At 72.7% G+C, this 23,973-nt stretch carries 24 protein-coding genes; 10 read left to right on the forward strand and 14 right to left on the reverse strand.

Annotation, left to right across the window (positions count from 1 at the left end; all coding sequences use genetic code 11):
• Window positions 1–38: 38 nt before the first annotated feature.
• The gene (locus tag IEY91_RS10160; RefSeq protein WP_164326853.1) at window positions 39–1,379 is read left to right on the forward strand and encodes a sensor histidine kinase; all 1,341 of its coding nucleotides are present in this window, start codon (window positions 39–41) and stop codon (window positions 1,377–1,379) included.
• Window positions 1,376–2,041: a response regulator gene (locus tag IEY91_RS10165; RefSeq protein WP_189173698.1), complete on the forward strand. Its 666-nt coding sequence runs from the start codon at window positions 1,376–1,378 to the stop codon at window positions 2,039–2,041. The genes IEY91_RS10160 and IEY91_RS10165 overlap by 4 nt, the downstream gene beginning before the upstream one ends.
• Here the strand turns inward: IEY91_RS10165 and IEY91_RS10170 are convergent.
• Window positions 2,002–2,376 carry a DUF6332 family protein gene (locus tag IEY91_RS10170; protein ID WP_189173699.1) on the reverse strand — a complete coding sequence of 125 codons (375 nt, stop codon included), beginning with the start codon at window positions 2,374–2,376 and terminating at the stop codon, window positions 2,002–2,004. The genes IEY91_RS10165 and IEY91_RS10170 overlap by 40 nt on opposite strands.
• A 142-nt stretch (window positions 2,377–2,518) precedes the next feature.
• Window positions 2,519–4,027: an MFS transporter gene (locus tag IEY91_RS10175; RefSeq protein WP_189173700.1), complete on the reverse strand. Its 1,509-nt coding sequence runs from the start codon at window positions 4,025–4,027 to the stop codon at window positions 2,519–2,521.
• 87 nt (window positions 4,028–4,114) lie between these two features.
• Between IEY91_RS10175 and IEY91_RS10180 the strand changes: the two genes are divergently transcribed.
• Window positions 4,115–4,537, forward strand: a complete 423-nt coding sequence (locus tag IEY91_RS10180; protein WP_189173701.1) for a MarR family winged helix-turn-helix transcriptional regulator — start codon at window positions 4,115–4,117, stop codon at window positions 4,535–4,537.
• 88 nt (window positions 4,538–4,625) lie between these two features.
• Window positions 4,626–6,158, forward strand: coding sequence for a hypothetical protein (locus IEY91_RS10185; protein ID WP_189173702.1), 1,533 nt, complete (start codon window positions 4,626–4,628; stop codon window positions 6,156–6,158).
• 33 nt (window positions 6,159–6,191) lie between these two features.
• On the opposite strand, the gene IEY91_RS10190 is transcribed toward IEY91_RS10185, so the two are convergent.
• Window positions 6,192–6,929, reverse strand: coding sequence for a maleylpyruvate isomerase family mycothiol-dependent enzyme (locus IEY91_RS10190; RefSeq protein ID WP_164326859.1), 738 nt, complete (start codon window positions 6,927–6,929; stop codon window positions 6,192–6,194).
• Between the two features lie 174 nt (window positions 6,930–7,103).
• The gene (locus tag IEY91_RS10195) at window positions 7,104–8,444 is read right to left on the reverse strand and encodes an MFS transporter (protein WP_189173703.1); all 1,341 of its coding nucleotides are present in this window, start codon (window positions 8,442–8,444) and stop codon (window positions 7,104–7,106) included.
• Window positions 8,445–8,662: 218 nt separating this feature from the next.
• On the opposite strand from IEY91_RS10195, the gene IEY91_RS10200 reads away from it, so the two are divergent.
• Entirely contained in the window at window positions 8,663–9,895 is a 1,233-nt protein-coding gene (locus tag IEY91_RS10200; protein WP_164326861.1) for an ROK family protein, read from the forward strand.
• A 23-nt stretch (window positions 9,896–9,918) separates the two neighbouring features.
• Here IEY91_RS10200 and IEY91_RS10205 read toward each other — a convergent pair whose 3' ends face one another.
• Entirely contained in the window at window positions 9,919–11,118 is a 1,200-nt protein-coding gene (locus tag IEY91_RS10205; RefSeq protein ID WP_189173704.1) for an MFS transporter, read from the reverse strand.
• Between the two features lie 159 nt (window positions 11,119–11,277).
• Window positions 11,278–11,877: a TetR/AcrR family transcriptional regulator gene (locus IEY91_RS10210; RefSeq protein WP_164326863.1), complete on the reverse strand. Its 600-nt coding sequence runs from the start codon at window positions 11,875–11,877 to the stop codon at window positions 11,278–11,280.
• 120 nt (window positions 11,878–11,997) lie between these two features.
• Here IEY91_RS10210 and IEY91_RS10215 point away from each other — a divergent pair, with 120 nt between their 5' ends.
• Window positions 11,998–12,996 (forward strand): NAD(P)/FAD-dependent oxidoreductase, encoded by a 999-nt coding sequence (locus IEY91_RS10215; RefSeq protein WP_229696843.1) that lies wholly within the window; start codon window positions 11,998–12,000, stop codon window positions 12,994–12,996.
• 164 nt (window positions 12,997–13,160) lie between these two features.
• Here the strand turns inward: IEY91_RS10215 and IEY91_RS10220 are convergent, their stop codons facing one another.
• From IEY91_RS10220 to IEY91_RS10235, 4 genes are all read right to left on the reverse strand, one after another.
• Window positions 13,161–14,075 carry a phosphotriesterase family protein gene (locus IEY91_RS10220; RefSeq protein WP_189173876.1) on the reverse strand — a complete coding sequence of 305 codons (915 nt, stop codon included), beginning with the start codon at window positions 14,073–14,075 and terminating at the stop codon, window positions 13,161–13,163.
• Window positions 14,076–14,110: 35 nt separating this feature from the next.
• On the reverse strand, window positions 14,111–14,695 hold the full coding sequence (locus IEY91_RS10225) for a DUF4865 family protein (protein WP_189173706.1): 585 nt from the start codon (window positions 14,693–14,695) through the stop codon (window positions 14,111–14,113).
• A 54-nt stretch (window positions 14,696–14,749) separates the two neighbouring features.
• The gene (locus IEY91_RS10230) at window positions 14,750–15,148 is read right to left on the reverse strand and encodes a (R)-mandelonitrile lyase (protein ID WP_164326867.1); all 399 of its coding nucleotides are present in this window, start codon (window positions 15,146–15,148) and stop codon (window positions 14,750–14,752) included.
• 76 nt (window positions 15,149–15,224) lie between these two features.
• Window positions 15,225–15,800: a TetR/AcrR family transcriptional regulator gene (locus IEY91_RS10235; protein WP_189173707.1), complete on the reverse strand. Its 576-nt coding sequence runs from the start codon at window positions 15,798–15,800 to the stop codon at window positions 15,225–15,227.
• A gap of 200 nt (window positions 15,801–16,000) precedes the next feature.
• Here IEY91_RS10235 and IEY91_RS10240 point away from each other — a divergent pair, with 200 nt between their 5' ends.
• Genes IEY91_RS10240 through IEY91_RS10250 form a run of 3 tightly spaced genes read left to right on the forward strand, consistent with a single transcriptional unit; the run spans window position 16,001 to window position 19,700 of the window.
• On the forward strand, window positions 16,001–16,300 hold the full coding sequence (locus tag IEY91_RS10240) for an SHOCT domain-containing protein (RefSeq protein WP_164326869.1): 300 nt from the start codon (window positions 16,001–16,003) through the stop codon (window positions 16,298–16,300).
• Window positions 16,297–17,100 carry an ABC transporter ATP-binding protein gene (locus IEY91_RS10245; protein WP_189173708.1) on the forward strand — a complete coding sequence of 268 codons (804 nt, stop codon included), beginning with the start codon at window positions 16,297–16,299 and terminating at the stop codon, window positions 17,098–17,100. The genes IEY91_RS10240 and IEY91_RS10245 overlap by 4 nt, the downstream gene beginning before the upstream one ends.
• Entirely contained in the window at window positions 17,097–19,700 is a 2,604-nt protein-coding gene (locus tag IEY91_RS10250) for an ABC transporter permease (protein ID WP_189173709.1), read from the forward strand. The genes IEY91_RS10245 and IEY91_RS10250 overlap by 4 nt, the downstream gene beginning before the upstream one ends.
• Before the next feature lie 56 nt (window positions 19,701–19,756).
• On the opposite strand, the gene IEY91_RS10255 is transcribed toward IEY91_RS10250, so the two are convergent.
• Window positions 19,757–20,269: an ATP-binding protein gene (locus IEY91_RS10255; protein WP_164326872.1), complete on the reverse strand. Its 513-nt coding sequence runs from the start codon at window positions 20,267–20,269 to the stop codon at window positions 19,757–19,759.
• A 189-nt stretch (window positions 20,270–20,458) separates the two neighbouring features.
• Window positions 20,459–20,785, reverse strand: a complete 327-nt coding sequence (locus IEY91_RS10260) for a hypothetical protein (RefSeq protein WP_164326873.1) — start codon at window positions 20,783–20,785, stop codon at window positions 20,459–20,461.
• Between the two features lie 370 nt (window positions 20,786–21,155).
• Between IEY91_RS10260 and cds1 the strand changes: the two genes are divergently transcribed.
• Window positions 21,156–22,256 (forward strand): L-cysteine desulfhydrase Cds1, encoded by a 1,101-nt coding sequence (cds1, locus tag IEY91_RS10265; protein WP_189173877.1) that lies wholly within the window; start codon window positions 21,156–21,158, stop codon window positions 22,254–22,256.
• Between the two features lie 13 nt (window positions 22,257–22,269).
• Here the strand turns inward: cds1 and IEY91_RS10270 are convergent, their stop codons facing one another.
• The gene (locus IEY91_RS10270; RefSeq protein ID WP_189173710.1) at window positions 22,270–22,764 is read right to left on the reverse strand and encodes an SRPBCC family protein; all 495 of its coding nucleotides are present in this window, start codon (window positions 22,762–22,764) and stop codon (window positions 22,270–22,272) included.
• A 63-nt stretch (window positions 22,765–22,827) separates the two neighbouring features.
• On the reverse strand, window positions 22,828–23,709 hold the full coding sequence (locus tag IEY91_RS10275; protein ID WP_164326875.1) for a DeoR/GlpR family DNA-binding transcription regulator: 882 nt from the start codon (window positions 23,707–23,709) through the stop codon (window positions 22,828–22,830).
• Window positions 23,710–23,973 lie beyond the last annotated feature (264 nt).

Genomic DNA, 23,973 nt, shown 5'->3' on the forward strand with positions numbered 1-23,973 from the left:
GACGCCCGCCCCCGGGCCCGCGGTCTAGCGTGACGGGCATGGAACAGCAGCGTGGACGCAAGAGTGGCGGTCCGCCCCGAGCCGGGGACGGGCCGCCGTCGTCGCGCCCGGGACCGCCGCCCTGGCGGGAGGGGCCCTCGGCGTGGCGGGAGGGCCCGCGGTCCTGGCGGGGCGGTCCGCCGTGGTGGCGTCAGGGTCCGCCCTGGTGGCGCCTCGGGGACGCCGCCGCGCGCCGCCTGCCCTGGCTCACCACCGCGCTGCTCACCGTCTTCGTGCAGGTCGGCACCACCTTCGCCGCGCGCGGGCAGACCGAGGACCGGGTGTCGCCCGACGCCTTCGCGCGGGCGCTGCTGTTCGCGGGCACGGCTTCGCTCCTGTTCCGGCACCGCCACCCGGTCGTGGTCGCGTACGTCACCGCCGGGACCGCGATGGTCTACCTCGGCGCCGGATATCCGTACGGACCCGTCCTCATCACCGTCGCCGTCGGCTGCTTCGCGGCGATCGTCTCCGGACACCGGTACGCGGCGTGGGGCGCCGTCGGCATGCTGTGGGTCGGGCACCTGCTGGTCGCGCACTGGCTGTACCGGTTCCTGCCCCCCAGCGGTGACGGGGCCCGGTCCTGGAACGGGGAAGTGGTCGTCGCCGTCTGGGTGGTGGCGATCGCGGCCGTCTCCGAACTGGCCCGCACCCGCCGCGAGCAATGGGTCAAGGAGCGCGCCGAGCGGGAGTTCGCGGCCAGGCGCCGCGCCGACGAGGAGCGGCTGCGCATGGCCAGGGAGCTGCACGACGTACTCGCCCACAGCATCTCCGTGATCAACGTCCAGGCGGGCGTCGGCCTCGCCCTGCTCGACTCCGACCCCGAACAGGCCCGCACCGCCCTGACGACCATCAAGGCCGCGAGCAAGGAGGCACTCGGCGAGGTCCGCCAGGTCCTCGACACCCTGCGCGCCCCCGGCGACGCCCCCCGCGCCCCCGCCCCCGGCCTCGACCGTCTGCCCGAACTCGTAGAGCAGGCCAAGAGCACGGGCCTGACCGTCACCGTCACCACCGAGGGCCGCCGCACCGCCCTGCCGCCCGGCGCCGATCTCGCCGCGTTCCGCATCGTCCAGGAAGCCCTCACCAACGTCGTGCGCCACTCGGGCTCCCGGAACGCCCGCGTCCTGGTGCACCACGCGCCCGACGCCGTGACCCTGCGCGTCGACGACGAAGGACCCGCCACCGGCGCCGAGGCGGGCGGCAGCGGCAACGGCCTCGCCGGAATGCGGGAGCGGGCCGCCGCCCTGGGTGGCACGATCGAGGCGGGCCCGCGCCCGGACGGCGGCTTCCGCGTCACGGCGGTCCTGCCCACCCGCACCGCAGCACCTCAGGAGGATCAGTGATCCGCGTACTGCTCGCCGACGACCAGTCGTTGGTCCGCGCCGGGTTCAAGGCACTGCTCGACGCCCAGGCCGACATCGAGGTCGCGGGCGAGGCGGCGGACGGGGACGAGGCGGTGCGCCTGGTGCGTCAACTGCGGCCCGACGTGGTCCTGATGGACATCCGCATGCCGCGGTTCGACGGCCTCGAAGCCACCCGCCGCATCACCGGCGACACCGACCTGGACGGTGTGAAGGTGGTCATGCTCACCACCTTCGAACTCGACGAGTACGTCTTCGAGGCCATCCGCTCCGGCGCCTCGGGATTCCTGGTGAAGGACACGGAACCCGAGGAACTGCTGCGCGCGGTACGGGCGGTGGTCGACGGGGACGCGCTGCTCTCGCCCGGGGTGACGCGCCGGCTCATCGGGGAGTTCGCCGCGCGCTCCAAGGAGCCGGCGGCCGCCGGGACGCTGAGCGAACTGACCGAGCGGGAGCGGGAGGTGATGGCGCTCGTCGGCATCGGCCTGTCCAACGAGGAGATCGCCCGCCGCCTCGTCGTCAGCCCGCTCACCGCCAAGACGCACGTGAGCCGCACGATGGTGAAGCTGGCCGCCCGCGACCGCGCCCAACTGGTCGTGCTGGCCTACGAGTCGGGGCTGGTGCGGCCGGGCTGGCTCGGCTGAGAGGGCACGCCCAGGGTCTGGCCGCCACGTGTCCGTCCGCTGATGCCCTGCCCGCGGCGCGTCTGCCCGCGGCGCGTCTGCTCGCGCGTGCTGAAGCGCCACAGCACAGTGGCGAGGCGTACGAAGAAGGCGACGGCCGCGAGCGTGCCGCCGACGACGAGGAGCACGCGCTCCGTGCCCTCCGAGAGGCTGAAGGCGATCACCGGACCGGCCACCACCACGCCGATCACGGCGACCGCGACGACGGTCGCGCTCACCAGCGCGTACCCGATCTCCACCGTGATGGCGTCCCGCTCGGCCTGACTGCGCCGCCCCTGCCCCGTGGTCCCGCTCATCGTTCCGCCCGCTTCACCCTGTTGTCCCCCGGTTGCCCCCGGATGTCTACAGCGAGTGTCACAGCCGGATGCCCGGCGGGCAAGAAACCCGCCGGGCATCCGGCTCGCGCACGCGGTGCGGGCGACGGCCCGCGCGGACGGTTCAGTCGCCCACGGAGACCCGCTCGTCCGCCGTCTCGCGGGGCGCCGCCGGGGCCGCCGACTTCGCCACGACGACGCTCTGCTGCCTGCGCCGGGCGCGCAGCCCGGTGAGGTTGATGAGCAGGCCCGCGAGCGCGACCAGCGTCACGAGGACCAGGCCGGGCCGGTAGTTGTCGAGGACGGCCTGCGGGGAGGCGGCGGCCTCGCCGGAGCCGTGGTCGGACGCCGTGATGACGGCGGTGGTGATCGCGAGGATCACCGCACCGCCCACCTGGATCGAGGTGTTGAGCAGACCGGAGACCATGCCCTGCTCGTGGTCGTCGACGCCGTTGGTGGCCTGGATGTTGAGCGAGGGGAAGACCAGGGCGCAGGCGACGCCGAGCAGCACCATCGACGGCAGGATGACGGCGACGTACGCGGGCGTCAGGTCGATGCGCAGGAACAGCGCGTACGACGCCACGAGCAGCGCGAAGCCCGTCACGATGACGCGGGTCGTACCGAACCGGTCGATGACACCGGCGATCTTCGTGGCCGAAAGCGCGACGATCACACCCGCGGGCAGGAAGGCGAGCGCCGTCTCCAGCGCCGACCAGCCGAGCAGCGACTGCAGGTACTGCGTGGCGATGAACTGGAACGACACATAGCCGCCGAAGAACGTCACCGCGCCGAGCTGCGCCCGGATCTGCGGTCCGGAGCGCAGCACGCCCAGGCGGACGAGCGGGCTCGCGGTGCGCAGTTCGATGCGTACGAAGACGGCGAGCAGCACGGCCACGGCCAGGAACGAGAGCAGCGTGCGGGCGGAGGCCCAGCCGACCTCGGGGGCCTGCACGACGGTGAAGACGAGCAGCAGCATCGACGCCGTGCCGGTGACGGCGCCCGGTAGGTCGTAGCCGCCGCGCTTCTCCTCGCGCGGCGAGCGCGGGATGAGCTTGAGGCCTGCGACGAGCGCGATCACGGCGATGGGCGCGGGCAGCAGCATGGTGAGCCGCCAGCTGACCTCGGTGAGCACGCCGGACAGGACGAGGCCGAGGGAGAAGCCGGTGGCGGCGCAGGTGGTGTAGATGGACAGGGCGCGGTTGCGGACCGGGCCCTCGGCGAAGGTCGTGGTGATGATGGACAGGCCCGCGGGCGCCGTGAACGCGGCGCTCAGGCCCTTCACGAAGCGGCTCGCGATCAGCAGCGGACCGGAGTCGACGACCCCGCCGAGCAGCGAGGTGAGCGCGAAGACGGCGAGCGCGATCAGGAACACCTCGCGCCGGCCGAGCAGGTCGGCCGCCCGGCCGCCGAGCAGCAGCAGACCGCCGTAACCGAGGATGTAGCCGCTGACCACCCACTGCAGGGACGAGGTGGACAGGTCGAGTTCGGAGCCGATGGAGGGCAGGGCCACGCCGACCATCGATACGTCGAGCGCGTCCAGGAACATCGCTGCGCACAGCACGAGCAGCGTGCCCCACAGGCGCGGGGTCCAGCGCTCCGGGGACGCGGAGGCAGCAGGGAGCGGAGAAGTCATGCGGAGCAGACTCACATGCACGTGCATTGAATGCAAGTGCATTTAATTCATGTGCAATAAACGCCTGGTTCCTGCTACCGTGCCTGCATGGCGGCGACCAAGGCCGGGCCCACGGCGACTGACGCCGAGCAGGGGCTCGTGAACCAGTGGCGGGACATCCTCGCGGTGCACGCGAGCACCCAGTGCGAGCTGGACCGCGAGCTGCACCAGTACGGCTTGGGCGCCTCCGATTTCGAGGTGCTCGACGTGCTCGCCGCGGGCGTCGCGGAGGACGGCGGCGACGCCTTCCGCGTCCAGGAGATCGCCTGCCAGGTGCACCTGAGCCAGAGCGCCCTCTCCCGCCTCATCGGCCGCCTGGAGAAGGACGGCCTGGTGGAGCGCGGCATGTGCAACGAGGACCGCCGCGGGGTGCGGGTCTGCCTCACCGACAAGGGCCACCGCGTGCACGCCGAGGCGCGGCCGGTGCAGCGGGCGGTGCTCGCGCGGATGCTGGAGGGCTTCGGCGCCTGACGGGCGCCTGGGGGCTGACGGACGGCCGCCCGGACCCCCGGAGAAATCCCGGTCGCGCGCGAGCCGTGCCGGATGGTCCAATACCGCGATGTTCACGACGGTCTTCCTGCTCGAGTTCCAGTCCTGGTACTGGCGCGGCCGCGAGCTCGGCGATCCCGAGCTCCGGCGGGCCTACGACGCCCTCAAGCCCCCGACGACACCGGAGGAGTTCGAGCAGGGCTTCCTCGCGCTGCTCCGCAGCGACGACACCGCGGCCCGCGGCATCGCCCTCGACTTCTACGACCGCGGCGAGATGACGAGCCGCTTCGTCGGCGCGAACGCCTTCGAGGAGTACGAGGACGAAGTGTTCGCCGTCGCCCGGCAGTTGCTGCGCGAGCCGCCGTGGCCCGGGGACGAGCACACGAGCCGAGGCGCCAACCATGCGAGCGCGCTGCTCGTGCTGCGCCGCGGCGGCCTGGACTGCGACGACGCCGAGGACGTGAACGCGGTCGCCGCGGTCGTCGAGCGCATGCCGGAGGGCGAACTGGGCGAGAACGCCCTGATGGCCGCCCGCACGCTGCTGGAGGACCAGGAGGAGGAAGGCGAGGCCCCCGACCCCCGGCTGACCGCACTCGTCACGCGCCTCGAGGCATGTGAGGCGCGCGTCGAGGAGATCGCCGACCTGGGCGACGACCCCGGGCCCGAGGCCACCGCGGCCCTGGTGCGCGCGACCGAGGACGAGGAGTGGCGGGTGCGGCAGCAGGCCGCCGCGGCGCTGGCGGCCGGGGAGCGCTTCTACGCCCACCGGGCCCTCCTGGAGCGCCTGGCCGAGAGCTGGGGCGCCGAGGAGGAGTCCGACGCCCGGGACGAGGTCCACGACGCGCTGGGCGACGGCCCGCACAGCGAGTACTGGGAAGGGTCCGAGCCGGAGACGGCGGAACTGCGCGCGGCACACCGCGAACTGCGGTCACCCACCGGCGAGTCGGCCCACCGGGGCGCGTTCCGCACGCTGCTGCACAGCGGGCGACCGGTCGCCGTGGGCATCGCGCTCGACCACTTCCACCACGAGGACGGGCTCACCCGCTTCGGCCTGGACGACGCCGAGCACGCCGACGAAGCGCTCGCCGCCGCCCGGGACGTCCTCGGACAGCCGCCGTCCGCCGCCGACTTGAGCCCGGCCGTCGGCGCGGGCGCCAATCACGCGAGCGCGCTGGACATCGTGCAGGAGCTCGGCGGGACCGAGGACGCGGATGTCCTCGCCGCCGCACTGCGGGCGGAGGGCGCCCCGGCCCTGGTGCGGGACCGCGCCGTGCGGGCGGCTTCGGCCTGCCTGGAGCGGTGGGAGACACCGGACGAGGAGGTCGTCGCCGCGCTGGAGGGCCCGATCTTCGACGGCTCGCTGGACATGGACATACGTACCGTCGCCCTCGACGCCTTGTTCGGCCTGACCTCGCCGCGGGCGGCCGCCGTCTGTCTGCGCGCCGCCCGCGCCGCCGAGCTGCCGATCCAGGTGCAGGGCGTCATCGGTCTTACGTCCATGAGCCTGGTCGACGAGCACCGGGATCTGCTGCGGGAGGTGGTCGCGGCGTGGCCCGACGACGCGGGGGAGCGGGCGTTGGACATACGGGCCGAACTGCTCTGACGGCAACAGGCTCGCTGGCGCTGTACCTCCGCCTCAGCCGATCGCCGACCGCTCCCGCCACAGCGCCGCCAGCGTGGCGTCGCCCGTGACCTGCGGGAACGGCAGCCGGTTCCACAGGGCGAGATACAAGTACGCGGCCTGGCCCGCCACTTCGCAGTCCGCGGGTGCCGTGTCGCCGGGTTCGGTGACGGGGACGTCGTCGGACAGGCGTACCGTCCATGTGCCGTGCGCATCCGCGTCCGTGGCCCGCACCCGCAGCACCTGTGGCTTCTCCGTCCGCACCCGGGACTTGGCGCGCGCGTGGAAGCCGCGCAGCAGCTCGTCGATCCCGTCCAGCGCGAACGCGGTGCCCACCGGTGACGGCGTACCGCCGCGCGCGGACTCGGCGTCGATCCGGTGGATCGTCGTCTCGTTCGCCTGCCGCCGCGCCCAGAACGCGAACGGTGAGGGCGCGGGCAGGAACGTCCAGCACTGTACGTCGGCGGGGGCGCCGCGCATGGTGGCGACGAGCTGCGCGTGCCCCTCCCGGAACCAGTCGTGGAGCGCGGCGTCGTCCAGGCCCTCCGGCTCCTGCCAGGGGCGGAAGGCGGGGTGGGCGTCCGCGACGAACCCCCCGGCCCAGCGGTGCACCATGCCGGTGTGCCGCAGCAGGTCGCGCACCTGCCAGTCGGGGCAGGTGGGCACGGGCGCGTCGAGGCCCGCCTCCTCGGCGGCGTCCGCCATCAACGTGCCTTCACGGTCCAGGACTTCGATGTGCTCGGCAGTCTCCATGCGGGGATTGTGCAGGACGAGGGCCGCTCGTGGCGCGTCGGTTTTCCGCGCTCGGTCCGTGGCAGGCGGCGTACTCCACGGTGGGGAGCCGCACAGTGGGCCCCGCCCGCACCACGACCACTGTGGAGAGCTGCGCACGCCGAAGACGCCCTCGCGCTCAGCAGGCCCGCGCGCTCAGCACGTCCGTGTCGCGGAACCCGCCTCGGTCGCGCTGGCTCGCCCGGACTCATCGTCCACCGACGGCCGTTCCTCCGCCGGCCGTTCCTCCGCCGGCCGTTCCTCCGTGGGCCGGACAGCCGACGACACACGCCCTGTCGCCGCCCCGATGCCCGCCGCCACAGCCGCCAGCACGGCCACGCTGGTCAGGGCGACCGGCAGCGAGAACCAGTCCGCCATGAACCCGATCGCGGGCGGCCCGAGCAGCATGCCGCCGTAGCCGAGCGTGGACGCGGTGGCCACGCCGCTGGGCCCGGCGAGGGCGCCGGCGCGCTCGACCGCCACGGGGAAGATGTTCGCGAGCCCGAGCCCGGTGATGGCGAACCCCACGAGGGCGACGCCGACCGACGGGGCGAGCGCGCCCAGGAGCATTCCGGCCGTCGCCAGGATTCCGCCGCCGACGACGGTGCGCGTGCGGCCGAGCCGTTCGAGCAGTGTCGTACCGGAGAGCCGCCCGATCGTCATGGCGAACGCGAAGCACGAGTAGCCCGCGGCCGCGATTCCCGGATGGGCGTCCAGATCCTGTTCCAGGTGCAGCGCGCCCCAGTCCGCGAGCGCCCCCTCGCCGTACGCCGTGCACAGCGCGACCAGGCCGAAGACCAGCACGAGCCCCTGGGTGCCGCGAAGCCCGCGGCCGGCGCGGCGCGGCGCCCGGTCGTCGGACCGGACGGCGCCGGCGTCGCCGGCGGGCGCCACCGGGGCGTCGTACCGCAGCAGCATCGGCGCGGCGAACGCCGTGACGAGCAGGCCGATGACGGTGAGCGCGAGCAGGTGCCGGGTCGGCGACAAATGCGCCGCGACAAGCCCGCCGAGGCCCGCGCCGATCATGCCGCCCAGGCTGAAGGCCGCGTGGAAGCTGGGCATCACGGGCCGCCGCAGCGCGCGCACCAGATCGACGGCCGCGCTGTTCATCGCCACGTTGATGCCGCCGTACGCGGCCCCGAAGAGCAGCAGCACCAGGCCGAGCGACAGCGCCGAGTGCGTCAGCGGCGGCAGCGCCACGCTCAGCGGCATCAGCACACCGCACACCACCGTCACCGGATGGCTGCCGAAGCGCGTACAGAGCCGCCCGGTCAGCGTCATCGTGACCACGGCACCCGCCGAGACCCCGAGCAGCGCGAGGCCGAGCTCGCTCGCCGACGCCCCGGTCTGCTCCTTGATGGCCGGGATCCGCACCACCCACCCGGCGAAGACGAAGCCGTCCAGCGCGAAGAAGACGGTGAGGGCGACGCGGAGCCGACTGAGGGTGGACGAGGTGGCTCCGGACGCCCCGGACGTGGTTTTGTTTAGTAGCGGCACAAACTCAGCGTAGAGGGGAACCCGGCCGTGGACAAGACGGTTTCCTCGCGGTGCGAAGGGAGTCGTACGAGCGGTGGGACGGGAATCGTACGAAGCGCCGGACCGGAAGCGGTGCGCGGAAGCAGGACCGGGAACGCCGGGGAACAAGGACGACGAGGGGAAGACGGGATGACCGCTGAACGGCGAGACGGCGTACGGATCATGGGAGACTCGCCCTCATGAACGGGAAGGCTGCCACCCGGGGTGAGGCACATCTGTCCGCGCGTACGCGTCTGGAGCGGGGGCGGACCGCGCTCGGCCCCGCCCTCGAACTCGTGCACACCGGGCGCGCCCCCACCCGAGCCGTCCTCACCGCGGAGCTGGGTGTCACGCGGGCCACGGCCGGTGCCGTCGCCGCGGAGCTGGAGGCGCTCGGCCTGATCCGCATCGACGCCAAGCCGAGCGCGGCCGCGGGCTCGCAGGGCCGGCCCTCGCACCGGCTGTCGGTCGCGGAGACCGGTCCTGTCGCGCTGGCGGCACAGGTGCACGCCGACGGTTTCCGGGCGGCGCTCGTCGGGCTCGGCGGCCGGATCGTCGCCACCGCGCCCGGCTGCGAGACCATCGACGCCGACCCGGCGCAGGTGCTCGGCTCGGTCATCGAGGCGGGCGCGCAGCTCCTGCGCGAGACCGGCAGGCGGTGTGTGGGCGCGGGCCTCGCCGTGCCCTCGGCCGTCGCCGAGCCGGAGGGCACCGCCCTCAACCCGCTGCACCTGGCGTGGCCCGCGGGCGCGCAGGTCCGGGAGATCTTCGCGGACTGCGTACGGAACGCGGGCATCGAGGGCCCGGCGTTCACCGGCAACGACGTGAACCTCGCGGCGCTCGCCGAGCACCGGCACGGCGCCGGGCGCGGGGCGCGGGACCTGCTGTGCGTGGCGACCGGGCACCGGGGCGTCGGCGGCGCCCTCGTCCTCGACGGGCGGCTGCACACGGGCAGTTCGGGCCTCGCCCTCGAAGTCGGGCACCTCACCGTGCACCCGGAGGGCCGCCCCTGCTACTGCGGCAGCCGCGGCTGCCTGGACGTGGAGACGGACCCGCTGGCCTTCCTGACGGCGGTGGGCGTGGAGCCGGGACCGGAGGGCCTCCTCGTGCAGGCCCGCGCGCTGCTGGCCGAGCGGTACGCCGACCCGGCGGTCCGGATCGCGGCCGAGGCGCTGATCGACCGCCTCGGCCTGGGGCTCGCGGGCTTGGTGAACATCCTCAACCCCGACCGCATCATCCTCGGCGGCCTGCACCGGTCCCTGCTGGAGGCCGACCACGAGCGGCTGTGCGCCGTCGTCGCGGACCGCAGCCTGTGGGGCCGCAGCGGCGGCGTCCCGATCCTGGCCTGCACCCTGGACCACAACAGCCTGGTGGGGGCCGCCGAGCTGGCCTGGCAGCCGGTGCTCGACGACCCCCTGGGGGCGCTGGGTTAAGCCGCTGGGTCGGCCGCCGCGGGTCAGCCGACCTCGACGGGCTCCCGTACGGCGGCGGGGGAGTCTGCCGGGGTCACGGTGTCCGCCGCGCGCCGCCTCAAGTCCGGTACGAGGGACAGCAGTCCGAGGACCGCGAGGCCGGCGCCGATCCACAGCGGCGCGCGCAGTCCGTAGGCGTCGATGGCCGGTCCGCCGAGGGAGGTGGCGATGATGATGCCGCCCGTGATGAACGACGAGTGGACGCTGTTGACCAGGGCGCCGGTGTTGCCCACGCGCTGCACGCGGGTCACCATCGCCGGGTTCATGGTGACGCCGACCAGGCCGATGCCCAGCATCATCACCACGGCGCCGACGGGCAGGTCGGCGAGGAGCGCGAAGCCGACCAGGAACCCGAAGTTCAGGATCAGGCCGGTGACCAGGACCGGCAGCGTGTGCCGGTCGGCGAGGCGCCCGACGATGGTGTTGCCGATGAGCGTGGCCGCGCCGTAGGCGACGAGCAGCAGCGGCACGGTGCCGGTGGCGAAGCCGGTGACCTCGGTGAGGATCGGGTTGAGGTAGCTGAACGCCGCGAACGTCGCACCGATCACGAAGGTGCTGGTGGTGAGGGTGAGCCACAGCCGGGGGCTCCTGAAGGCGCCGAGTTCCTCGCGCAGCGACCCCGCCTCGTCCCCGGCGTGCTCGACGCGCGGTACGCCGACGAAGGTGGCCACGGCCGCGAGCACCGTCAGGACGGTGATGGCCCAGAACGCCGCGCGCCAGCCCAGGTGTTCACCGACGACGGTGGCCAGCGGAAGGCCGAGGAGCGTACCGAGCATCAGGCCGTTGAGCGCCACGGCGACGGCACGGCCGCGTATCTCCGGGCGGGTGAGCCGGGTCGCCATGGAGATGCCCACGCCGAAGAATGCCTGCGAGGCGACACCGGTGACGACGCGCGCCACGAGCATCGTCCAGTAGTCCGGCGCGAGCGCTGCGAGCACATTGCCGCCGAGGAAGATGCCGAACAGCACCATCAGGGCCCGCTTCTGCGGGAGTTTCAGCAGGGCGACCGTCAGGAACGGCCCGCCGAAGGCCATCGCCACGGCGAAGGCGGTGATCAGATAGCCGATCTCCGGAATCGTGGCGTCGAGCCCTTCGGACATCTGCGGCATGAGTCCGGCGACGACGAACTCGCTGGTCACCATGGCGAAGATGCCTAGGGCCAGGACGTATACGGCGCGGGGCATGGTGCTGCTCCTTGGGGAGAGTGGGGAGGGGTGGGGACGTGGTTCGAAGTATTGGATAGGCCAGTACAAAATATGGGCATGGCTGATCGTGATGGCGGCAGGGGTTTCCACGACCGTGGGGCTACTGGGGCTACTGGGGCGTGCCGGGAGCGGTGACGGTCAGGGGCGCAGGGCGTCCAGGGCGGTGTCCGCGATGGACTCCAGGACCGCGCGGCCCGCGCCCGCCTGGGCGGAGACGCGCATCCCGCCGATGGTGGCGTTGATGAACCGCGCGAGGGTGTCGGGGTCGCGGCCGGTGGTGACCGTGCCGTCGCGCCGCCCCGCTTCGAGGGCGACGCGCAGCAGGCCGAGCCGGAAGTCGAGGTCGCGCTCGACCAGCGCGGCCGCCTCCGGGTCGCGCCGGGCCAGCTCCACGACCGTGTTGACGGTGAGGCAGCCGATGCTGCGCTCGTCGTCCTCGCGGTAGTCGAACTCGGTGTCGACGATCCGCGCGAACAGGGCGCGGATTCGCTCCAGGCCGGGGCGTTCGGCGTCCTCCAGGATCTCCGCCTGGGGCACGCTCATCACGTCGATGTAGCGGGCCAGGGCCCGCCGGAACAGGTCGTGCTTGCTGGTGAACGTGTTGTAGATGCTGCTGCGGCCCAGTCCGGTGGCTTCGCACAGATCCTGGGTCGAGGTGGCCTCGTAGCCATTCGCCCAGAAGGCGCGCATCGCCGCGTCCAGGGCCCGTTCCTCGTCGAATGTGCGCGGTCGGGCCATGTCCGTAACCGTAGCGGTTTTGGAACGGGCAATGCAATACGGGAGATCTGTTGCTGTTCCGGCAACTGTATTTGCCCGCACCGTGACCTGTGGCGCATGGTCGTCGTGGAGGTGTTGGACATGAACGCTCAGAACGATCAGTTGGTGGACAGTTACGACGTCGTGGTCATCGGCGGCGGTGCCGCGGGGCTCAACGGTGCGCTGATGCTGGCCCGGTCGCGGCGGTCGGTGGTGGTGATCGACGCGGGCGCTCCGCGCAACGCCCCGGCCGAGGGGGTGCACGGGCTGCTCGGGCGGGAGGGGATGCCGCCCGCCGAGTTGCTGGAGCGGGGGCGGGCGGAGGTTCGGGGGTACGGCGGGCAGGTGGTGCCGGGGGAGGTCGGCTCCGTGACCCGGGCCGAGGGCGACTCGACGACGCGCGACGCGGTCGGGTTCGTGGTGGAACTGGCCGACGGCCGTACGGTGCGTGCGCGTCGGGTGCTTGTCGCCACCGGCCTGGTCGACGAGCTGCCCGACGTGCCAGGCCTGCGCGAGCGGTGGGGGCGGGACGTGCTGCACTGCCCGTACTGCCACGGCTGGGAGGTGCGGGACCAGGCCATCGGAGTGCTGTCGTCCGGGCCCATGTCCGTGCACCAGACGCTGCTCCTGCGCCAGTTGAGCGACGACATCACGTTCTTCACGCACACCATGGAACCGCCGACCGCCGAGGAGGCGGAGCAGCTGGCGGCCCGCGACATCCGCGTCGTGGACGGCGAGGTGGCGTCCCTGGAGATCGTGGACGACCGCCTCGTGGGCGTGCGGATGGCCGACGGCAGCGTGGTGAGCAGGGAGGCGGTGGCTGTCGCGCCGCGGCTGGTGGCGCGCGTCGGCTTCCTCAAGGCGCTCGGCCTGGAGGCGGTGCCGCATCCCGTGGGCGAGTACGTGCCGTGCGACGCGACGGGTCGTACGGATGAGCCCGGCGTCTGGATCGCGGGCAACGCGACCGACCTGTCCGCGCAGGTCGGCTCCGCCGCGGCGGCGGGCGCGTTCGCGGCGGCGCAGATCAACGCCGATCTGGTGGCCGCGGAGACGCGCACGGCTGTGGCTGCGCGGCGTGGGGCCGGGGTGGTGGAGGGGTAGGGCGCGTGCGGCTCAGGGGGCTGCGTACGTCTCACAGGGCGGTGCGTACGTCTCCGGGGGTGAGGCGCGCGTCCAGGGTGATGCGTACGTCTCCGGGGGTGAGGCGCGCGTCCAGGGCGATGCGTACGTCTCCCGGTGTCAGGCCCGCGTCCCCCAGGCCGTCTTCACGTCGGCCACGCCACCGCGAACGCCCGCCCCGCGTTGACCGTGACCATCCGGTCCGCCAGCTCCTCGCCCACGGCGCGTGCCAGCCGGGGCCGCACCCGGCGCAGCAAGTACGGCATCCCTGGGCCGCCGTTCACGGACCGCGCCGCGGCCGTCGTCGTGTCGCCGCCCAGGAGAAGCTGGTCGCTGTGACCGGCCTCGGCGAGGGCGCGCACCGCGTCCGGCATGCGCCAGTCCGTGGCGTGGTGCGCGCGTGACGGTCCGTCAAAGGCGAGCCAGGCGCCCGCCGCTGCGGCCTCACGGTGTACGTCGAGGTCGGGGGCGCGGTTCAGATGGCCGAGGATCACCTTGCCGGGCGGTACCCCCAACTCGCCGCAGAGCAGGTCGAGTACGTCGAGCACGCCCGTGCCGAGCTCCAGGTGCACGGCGATCGGCGCGCCCGTCGCGCGGTGCGCCCCGGCGGCCGCCGTCATCGTCCAGTGGGCGTGCGCGTCCAGGCCGTGGAAGCCGCCCGCGACCTTGATGAGTCCGGCCCGCACCCCGCTGTCGCCGATGCCCTGAGTGAGCTCGCGGACGAACAGCGCGTCCAGGCCTTCGGCGCGCAAGGCGCTCAGCAACTCCGGGGTGTAGTGCACGGCTTGGTGCAGTCCCGTGGCCGCCACGATCCGGACGCCCGACGTGCGTGCGAGCCCCGGCAGCTCGACGGCTCGCCGCCCCATCCCGTACGGCGTCCACTGCACCACGCTCTGCCCGCCCGCCGCACGGAACGCGGCCAGCTCGCGCGCGGCGGCCTCCACGGAGTCCAGTTCCTGCCCCGGGAGTTGAGGGCTCGTCAGGAAGAGGTGGTCGTGCGCGTCGCAGACCCCCAGCTCGCCGGGGGCGACGTCACCGAGGACCGTCCGGACGACCTGCACGCCCTGCTCGGGGTGCCCGCTCTGCTCGTCGGCGCTCACCACGCCCTCCCGCGCCCGAGGAGCCCCAACTCCGGCGAGGAGAAGTGCAGCACCTGGAACACCTCACCGGCGGCCTTCGGCGTCTCGTCGGCCCACAGTGAGAACGTCACCGCCTCCCAGTGCCGCGGGTCGACCGCGACGACGACGCCGACGGACCCGTCGAGGTCCGCCAACGACCGGGCCTCCGCGAGCAGTTCGTCGGCGAGGTCACCGTTCCGCGTGCCCTCGGGCACGGGCCTGAGATGCCGTACGGCGGCCACCGGCCGGGCGCCCACGGCAGCCCCGTCCTCGTACCCCAGCGCCATCCAGTGCTGCACCACCGGCCGCCCGAAGTCCTCGGACAGCCCCTGGAACCCGGGACCCCAGAGGAAGGAGTTGAGGCCCTCGGGGGTGTTCCAGAGGTAGAACGGCGCGTACTGGTTCACCGGCGAACCGCCGACCCCGCGCTCCCGCATCAGGTACGCCTTGAACCCCAACCCCGGGAACGCGTCGAGGAGATGGCCCTTCGTGGCCACGCGTTCGCGGATGACGCCCATGTCGTAGTCGGCGGGCAGACTGATCTCGTACTGCTTGGCATGCATGCGTGGCTCCAGGGTCAGCGCAACGAAGGCAAGGGAAGCTGGCGGGGCGAGGGGTCAGGCGTCGGGGTACGCCGTGTCGGCGACCAGTTCCTCCCACACGGCCGTCGTGCCGTCGTCCGCCGCCTCGACGACGGCGAGGTGCGTCATGAACGTGCGCGGCGCGGCACCGTGCCAGTGCCGTTCGCCCGGCTCGATCCACACGGTGTCGCCCGCCCTGATCGGCTCGACGGGGCCGCCGTCGCGCTGCACGAACCCCTCGCCCTCGGTGACGTGCAGGACCTGCCCGTGCGGGTGGCGGTGCCAGGCGGTGTGGGCGCCGGGGGCGAAGTGGACGCTGAACATCCGTAGCCGGGAAGCCGGTTGGGGGCCCGCGATCTCGTCGAGCCAGACCGTGCCGGTGAAGTGTGCGGCGAGGCCCTGCGCGCTGGCGGGGCGGGTGCGGGTGATGTGCACGACGTTCCTTGAGGCGAAGGGGGCGAGCGGAGGGTGAGGGGGCAGCCGGTCGGAGGCGAGGCTTCAGAAGGGCCGGTCAGGGGCGAGGCTCCAGAAGGGCCAGCAACCCCCGCACCCCCGCCTCGAACGCCTCCGGCGACCCCGTCGCACGAGCCAGGACATAGCCGCCCTGCACGGTCGCGACGATCGCCGACGCGATCTCGCCCGCGTCCAGCGAAGCGCTGAACTCGCCCCGGTCCACGCCCTCTTGGACGATCCCCGCGAGCCGCTCGCGCAGCCACTGGAGGGTCTCGGTGACCGGCTCCCGCAGCTCGTCGCTGGCGATGACGTCCGGGTCCATCGTGAGCCGCCCGACCGGGCAGCCGCGCAGCACGTCGCGCTCGCGCAGCAGATACGACGCCACACGGTCGTACGCCGGACCGTCACCGGCGAGCGTCGCCTCCGCGGTGGCGCGCATCTCCAGCGCCGTACGCCGGATCGCCGCGAGCGCGAGGTCCGGCTTGCCGCTGAAGTGGTGGTACATGCTGCCCTGCCCTGCGCCCGCGTGCTGCTGGATGGCCTTGGGGCTCGTACCGACGTAACCCCGCTCCCACAGCAGCTCGCGCGTGGACTCGATCAGACGCTCCGGAGTGCTCATGCCTCGACTGTACATACTAATAGGTACAGAGGTCCAGGCGAGGGCCTGCCAAGGGGTCCACCGACGTCGGCCCGCGCCGAAGAAGCAGCCGCCCCCACCCCACGTACTCCCCGGGAGGTACACGCACTGCCGCTGGCCGTACGACGACTTCGCACCCCGCCGCGAGGAGTCTCGAAAGCGACGAGAACCAGCCGCTTTCCGAGGAGATGGACACCATGCACACTCTGGCTTTCGACGGTGGACCCGGCCCGTGGATCCTGTTCTTCCCGCTGATCTGGGCAGCCGTCGTCATCGGCGTCGTGACCTTCCTGCGCCGCACGGTGTGGCGCGGCCGGCGCGGGCCCTGGCGAGCGGCCGGTGGCGGTGACGACAAGTCGCCGATCACCGTGCTCGGCCACCGCTTCGCCACCGGCGAGATCGACGAAGAGGAGTACTGGCGCCGACTGAGCGTCCTCAACGAGGAGTTCGGCCACATGCCGAAGGACACGCGGGGCACGAAGGGCGGCCGGGCATGAACACCGCGACGACCTCCCGAGACCGGCGCGGCGTCCCGGACGCCGCCCGGGTGGAGGCGGCCGTGAAGATCTACGGCTCCTCCGACACCGCCGTGACCGCCCTGGACGGGGTGAGCGTCGGCTTCCCCGCCGGACGCTTCACCGCGATCATGGGGCCTTCGGGCTCCGGCAAGTCCACGCTGATGCACTGCGCGGCCGGCCTGGACACCCTGACCTCCGGCGCCGCGTACATCGGCGACACCGAACTCGGCTCGCTCGACGACCGGCGCCTGACCCTGCTGCGCCGCGACCGCGTCGGCTTCGTCTTCCAGGCCTTCAACCTGGTGCCGACGCTGACCGTGGCGGAGAACATCACGCTGCCCATGGACCTCGCGGGACGGCGCTTCGACCAGGACGGCCTGGAGTGGACGGACGCCCTGATCGACGTCGTCGGCCTGCGCGACCGGCTGCACCACCGGCCCGCCGAACTCTCCGGCGGCCAGCAGCAACGCGTCGCCGTGGCACGGGCGTTCGCCGGCCGCCCCGACGTCGTCTTCGCCGACGAGCCGACCGGCAACCTGGACTCCCGCTCCGGTCAGGAGGTCCTCGGCCTGCTCGGCCGCGCGGTCCGCGAGATGGGCCGCACCGTCGTCATGGTCACCCACGACCCGGTGGCCGCCGCCCACGCCGACGAGGTCGTCTTCCTCGCCGACGGTCGCCTCGTGGACCGCATGGCGGCGCCCACGGCCGACAAGGTCCTCGACCGCCTCAAGGCGTTCGACACGAGGTCGGCCACGATGCCCGAAGGAGCACCCTCATGAGTGCCACCGGTCCGCGGAGCGCGGGCCCCGCCGGGGGCGGGGCGGCGGCCCTCCACATCAGCCTCGCCTCCCTGCGCGGCCACAAGCGCCGCTTCGCCGGTACGTTCCTCGCGGTGCTGCTCGGCGTCGCCTTCCTGGCGGGCACGCTCGTCATGGGCGACACCCTGCGCGCCAGCTTCGACACGATGTTCGGGAACGCGACGCGCGGCACCGACGCGGTCGTACGCGGCGCGAACACCATCACCACGCCCGGCGAGAGCCAGGGCGTGCGGCAGAACGTCGACACATCCCTGGTCGACCGGATCGAGAAGGTCCCGGGCGTCGCCGCCGCCGTGCCCAGCGTCCAGGGCGCGGGCCAGCTCATCGGCAAGGACGGCGACCCGATCGGCGGCCAGGGCCCGCCCACCCTCGCAGGGAACTGGATCACCGACCCCGAACTGAACGCCTACCGCCTGGCCGAGGGCCGCGCCCCCGCCAGGAGCGGCGAAGTGGTCGTCAACCGGGGCGCCGCCGAGAGCGGCGACCTGAAGATCGGCGACACCACCACGCTGCGCACCCCCGATCCCGTCAAGGTCACGGTCGTCGGCCTCGCCACGTTCGGCGGCGAGGACGGCATGGCGCAGACCACCTTCACCGGCATGACGCAGGCCGACGCCGAGAAGTACCTGATGCCGAAGCCCGGCGAGGCCGCCACCGTGCAGGTGCGCGCCGGACCCGGCACCGGACAGCAGGAGCTCGTCGACGCGCTGACTCCCGTCCTGCCCAAGGGAGTCGAGGCCGTCACGGGCCAGGAGGCGGCGGACGAGAACTCCGAGATGATCTCCGGTCAGTTCCTGACCCTGTTCACCACGTTCCTGCTGGTCTTCTCCGGCATCGCGCTGCTGGTGGCGACGTTCTCCATCCACAACACCTTCGCCATCGTCGTGGCCCAGCGCACCCGCGAGAACGCGCTGCTTCGCGCGCTCGGCGCCTCGCGCCGCCAGGTCACCGCGTCCACGCTGACCGAGGCGTCCGTCGTGGCCGTCGTCGCGTCCGCGGCGGGCCTCGCGGGCGGCATCGGCATCGCGGCGGGACTGCAGGCGCTGTTCCCTGCCATCGGATTCCCCTTCCCCGAGGGCGACTTGGTGATCAGCGGTACGTCGATGCTGCTGCCCCTCGCGGTCGGCATCGCCGTGTGCGTCGCCTCCGCGCTGCTGCCCGCCGTCCGCGCCGGGCGCACCGCTCCGCTGGCGGCGCTGCGCGAGACCGCGGTCGACCAGTCCGGTGCGTCCCGCACCCGTGCGGTCGCCGGCACCGCGCTCGCGCTCGCCGCCGTCGCCCTCACCCTTGTCGGCGTCCTCGCCTCGCCGTCCATCTGGCTGGCGGGCGGCGGGGCGGTGCTCGCGCTCGCCGCGTTCGTGGTGCTCGGGCCCGTCGCGTCCTCCCGGGCCGTACGGATCCTCGGCGGGCCGCTCGACAAGCTGCGCGGCGTCACCGGCTCGCTGGCCCGGCGCAACGCCCTGCGCAGCCCGAAGCGGACCGCGGCCACCGCGAGCGCCCTGATGATCGGCGTCGCCGTGGTCTCCCTGTTCACGGTCTTCGGTGCCTCGCTGAAGGCGACCATGGACCAGACGGTGTCCCGGTCCTTCGCGGGCGATGTCGCCGTCAGCACCCCGTCGTTCGGCGCGGGCGGCAGCGGGCTCAGCCCTCGGCTCGCCCCCGCGGTCGCGGAGCGCCCGGAGGTCGCGACGGCGGTCGGCCTCGGCAGGGGAGTGGCCGAAGTGGACGGCGAGGGACGGGCGTTGACCGTCACCGACCCGACCGCGCTCGCCAAGTCCTTCGACCTCGGCAAGGTCGAAGGGTCGATGAGCGGCCTGGGTGACGACGGCATCGCCATCACCCGCAAGGAGGCCGACAAGCAGCACCTGAAGGTCGGCGACAAGGCCGAACTCGCCTTCACCGACGGCAAGAAGAACACCTTCACGGTCCGCGCCCTGTACGGCCAGTCCGAGCTGGCGGGCGACTACGTCATCACCCGCGACGCCTGGGCCCCGCACCGCGGCCAGGACTCCGACACGCTGGTGTCGGTGACCTTCAAGGACGGCGTGGGCGCGGCCGAGGGCAAGGCCGCGGTGTCCGAGGTGGCGAAGGCGTACGGCGATCCGGAGGTGCAGACCCGCGACGAGTACGCGCAGTCCGCGGCGGGCGGCATCGACATGATGCTGACCCTCGTCTACGCCCTGCTCGCGCTCGCCGTCCTCATCGCGCTGCTCGGCATCGCCAACACCCTCACCCTGGCCGTGCACGAACGCACCCGCGAACTTGGCCTGCTGCGGGCCGTCGGTCAGACCCGCGGACAGCTGCGGGCCATGGTCCGCTGGGAGTCCGTGCTTGTCGCGGCGTTCGGTACGGCGGGCGGCCTGGTGCTCGGCGGCTTCCTCGGCTGGGTCCTCGTCAAGGCGTCCGACGGCGCGTCCGACAGCGCCTTCGCGTTCGCGCTGCCGCCGACGCAGCTCGCCGTCGTCGCCCTGGTGGGTCTGGCGGCGGGAGCCCTCGCGGGACTCCGTCCGGCCCGGCGCGCCGCCCGCCTCGACGTCCTGCGGGCCATCGCCGCGGAGTGACGTACGACAGGGCGTACCGATACGACAGGGCGTACGGAAGAGAAGTCACCGCCCGGTCAGCCGGCAACGGCCGACCGGGCGGGAGCATGGGCGCCGACGGCGGAAGGGGTCTCGGCGAACGCGTCGGCGCTCACGGAGCCGTACCCGGGATACGCCGGCAGCGGTGCGGCGGCCGGTGACGCGCAGAGCGTGAACCAGACGACCTTGCCGTCGTCGCCGTGCGGCCGCACCCCCCAGCTCTCGCTGACCGCCGCGACCATCGCGAGCCCGCGCCCGCTGGTCTCGAAGGGCTCGGCGTCGTGCACCACGGGAAGCCGCGGATCGTGGTCGTGGACGGAGACCATGAGGCGTTCGAGCAGCAGCTCGATCTCCACGGTGCACATCTTGTCCGGCTCCGCGTGCCGGTGGACGTTGGTCAACAGCTCGGTCACGCCGAGGGCGGCCTGATCTATCAAGGGATCGAGATGCCAGTAGCGCAACTGTGCCGATACGATTCTGCGGACTTGACCGATCCGCGACGGCAGGGCCTGGAGCTCTACCGTGCAATGCCTGCTTGGCTGGCTGATCACGGTGCGACTCCCCGAATTGAGGTCCGGAAGAAGACGGCGTTCGGATCCAGCAGGGGGCGCGCTGCGTGCCGCCTGCTGTGGTGGCCGGCGGGGCTGGTTCGCAGCGTTATCGCCGGTAAACCCAGAGTGATGTGAGACCAGCGTGACTCAGGGGGTGCGGGCGTGCAACTCGCGCCGACACCCGGCTCTTCAGTCCCGGCGCCCTCCGGCCGCGGTGCGCACCGCTTCCAGGAACGTCCGGACGGTGGGCGGACCTGCCTCTCCGGGCACCGGATCGTGCTCGCCGAGCGTCAGCAGATAACGGGTGCCGTTCACCTCGGCGAGCGCCCGGTCCTGTGGGGCGAACCACGGTTTGCCCGCGCGCACCGCCCGCAGCGGAGCGCTGTCGATCTCCGTGCCGTAACTGGTGAGCAACTCCAGCCTGCCGTCGCTGATCCGGACCTGCCCGGCGCGCGTGAGCGAGCGCAGCCGCCGCCCGATCCGTACGCCCGTGGCTCTGAACTCCGGCTCTGCCATGAGGCTCCGCCCCCTCGTGCGCTGGTGTTCCTGTTGGAACCTACCCCTGTTCCGTGCGGTGCAGTGTGCACGCGCGCGGCGTCGAGGACCAGTGTGCCCGGCCACGTCGCACATGCCACTTTCGGGCGCGGTGGCCGGGTGGCGGGGCGGGGCTCCGACGGGGCTGCAGGTGGGTCGTCGGCAGGACTGCCGGTCGGGTCCTGCCGGTGGGCAAGCCACTTCTTTGAGCCGCCAAAAGGTGTGTTTATGCAGGTGAGAGCGGTGCGGAAGATGCTTATCATCGGGGTGTGCAACCGGATCAATCGGTTCCGGCACGAGGACGAGGAGCCCCGCGGTGAGCACCATCCAGCACGACCCGGCCGACGAGCCGATGACCACGCTCGACGTGGACCGCAGCGACGAGCGGTACCGCTCCTGGCTGAAAGAAGCCGTGCGCAAGGTCCAGGCCGACGCCAACCGCTCCGCGGACACCCACCTCCTGCGCTTCCCGCTGCCCGAGCACTGGGGCATCGACCTTTACCTCAAGGACGAGTCGACGCACCCCACCGGAAGCCTCAAGCACCGGCTCGCCCGCTCGCTGTTCCTCTACGGACTCTGCAATGGCTGGATCCGGCCCGACCGCCCCGTGATCGAGGCCTCCAGCGGCTCGACGGCCGTGTCCGAGGCGTACTTCGCGAAACTGATCGGCGTCCCCTTCATCGCGGTGATGCCGCGCACGACCAGCGCCGAGAAGTGCCGCCTCATCGAATTCCACGGCGGCCGGTGCCACTTCGTGGACGACTCCCGCACGATGTACGCGGAGTCCGCCCGGCTCGCCGTCGAGACCGGCGGCCACTACATGGACCAGTTCACCTACGCCGAGCGGGCCACGGACTGGCGCGGCAACAACAACATCGCCGAGTCGATGTTCCAGCAACTGCGCCTGGAGCGTTACCCGGAACCCGCGTGGATCGTCGCCACCGCCGGCACCGGCGGCACGTCCGCCACCATCGCGCGCTACGTCCACTACATGCAGCACGACACCCGCATCTGCGTGGCCGACCCGGAGAACTCCTGCTTCTTCGACGGCTGGACGAAGAACGACCCGGACGCCACCAGCGACTGCGGTTCGCGCATCGAGGGCATCGGCAGGCCGCGCATGGAGCCGAGCTTCGTGCCCGGCGCCATCGACCGCATGATGAAGGTCCCGGACGCGGCGAGCGTGGCCGCGGTGCGCGCCCTTGACCGCGCGATCGGCCGCAAGGCGGGCGGCTCGACCGGCACGGGTCTGTGGAGCGCCCTGAGGATCGTCGCGGAGATGGTGGCCGCGGGCCGCACGGGCAGCGTCGTCACCCTCATCTGCGACCCCGGGGACCGCTATCTGGACAAGTACTACTCGGACGCGTGGCTGGCCGAACAGGGCCTGGACATCACGCCGTACGAGCGGTCCATCGAGGGGCTGCTCGCCACGGGGGAGTGGCCCGCCCAGTAGTTCGCCGCGTCCGTCAGGCCCCGGCCGCGTCCCTCAGCTGCCGGTCGAGGTTGGCGACCGCGGTGTCGAACGTCTGGTTGAGGCCCCGCTGCCCGCGCCTCAGGAGGAAGCGCATCGGGGCCACGGCGTCCGCCGCGAACGTCCACTGCACGCGGGTGCCCGCGCCGCCGTCGGTGCCGAGCGGGGTGAGCCGCCACTCCTCCACCAGGGCGCGCAGGCCGGGGAAGTTGGTGCGGTCGATGCGGTACGCGTACGCCGTGGGCGCGTCCGCGGCCAGGATGGTCTCCCGGAACCAGAAGCGGCCCTGGACGCGGACCAGGCGGCCCCTGCCCTCGTCGATGGACCTCGCGTACACGATCGAGGAGAACCACGAGGGCCAGTTGCCGACGTCGTACGCCAGCGCCTCGTACACCGTCTTGACCGGCGCGGAGACATCGCGCGCGAGCACGTGACGTACCGGAGCGGTGGTGATGAACTCCAGGCCCTCGGGCCTCAGACGGCGTGCCATGGATCGCGACCCCCAGGCGGAGCGGTGCGGTTGACCGGCTCGGTCACCATAGCCGGGAGGCCATCAGAAGTCTGCCGGGTTCTCCGCGCCGCCGGAGCCGTCCGCAAGGCCGCCGTCCTCGGCGTCGACGGTCTCCGGCGCGCCCGCGACCAGCAGGCGCCGCAGATGCTCCGAGATCTCCGCGCGCGCCTGCGCGGGCAGCCCCGCGTCCGTCACGAGCGTGTCGACCTGCCCGAGCGTGGCGAACGAACTCAGGCCCACCGTGCCCCACTTGGTGTGGTCCGCGACCACGACCACGCGGCGCGCCGACTGCACCAGACGCCGGTTCGTCTCCGCCTCCGCGAGGTTGGGCGTGGACAGGCCCGCCTCGGCCGATATGCCGTGCACACCGAGGAACAGGACGTCGAAGTGCAGCGCGCCGATCGCCTGGTCGGCGACCGGGCCGACCAGCGAGTCCGACGGCGTGCGCACCCCGCCGGTGAGGACCACTGTGGCCGCGCCCTGCCGCTGGCCCGAGCTGCGCTGCGCGGAGTGGAAGACGTCCGCGACGCGCACCGAGTTCGTCACCACCGTCAGGTCCGGGACGTCGAGCAGGTGGTGCGCGAGCGCGTACGTCGTGGTGCCGCCGGAGAGCGCGATGGCCGTGCCCGGCGCCACCAGGGCCGCCGCGGTCCGCGCGATGTCCTCCTTGGCGCTGAGCTCCAGGCCCGACTTGGCCTCGAAACCCGGCTCGTGCGTGCTTGCCTCGGCCACCGGGACGGCGCCGCCGTGCACCTTCTCCACGACGCCCTGGCGGGCCAGCGCATCCAGGTCGCGGCGGACGGTCATGTCCGACACACCCAGTTTTCGGGTGAGTTCGTTGACGCGGACCCCGCCGCGGCGGCGCACCTCGTCGAGGATCAGGGCGCGTCGCTGCTCCGCGAGGAGGTTCTGATTCTCACTCACGTCAGCTCCGGCCCTTTCGTCTGGTCAAGCCCTTCGCAGGGTCGCCTCATCCTCGCACGAGCCGTCGTTGCGGGTGCCACCGACCGGGCTGCCCCGGGGCGTACGGAAGGGGGAGATTACGTGACGGTGGGTGCGTGCGGGGAGACGAGCGGCGATCCTTGTTCCTCGCATGGCCCGTACACGGCTCATGACAGCGCATGACTCGGGGGAAGCGGAACAGTGGAGCGCGTCACGGCGGCCCGAACCGCCCAGAAGGACCCAGAC

The sequence above is a fragment of the Streptomyces lasiicapitis genome (assembly GCF_014646335.1).
Lineage (GTDB): Bacteria > Actinomycetota > Actinomycetes > Streptomycetales > Streptomycetaceae > Streptomyces > Streptomyces lasiicapitis.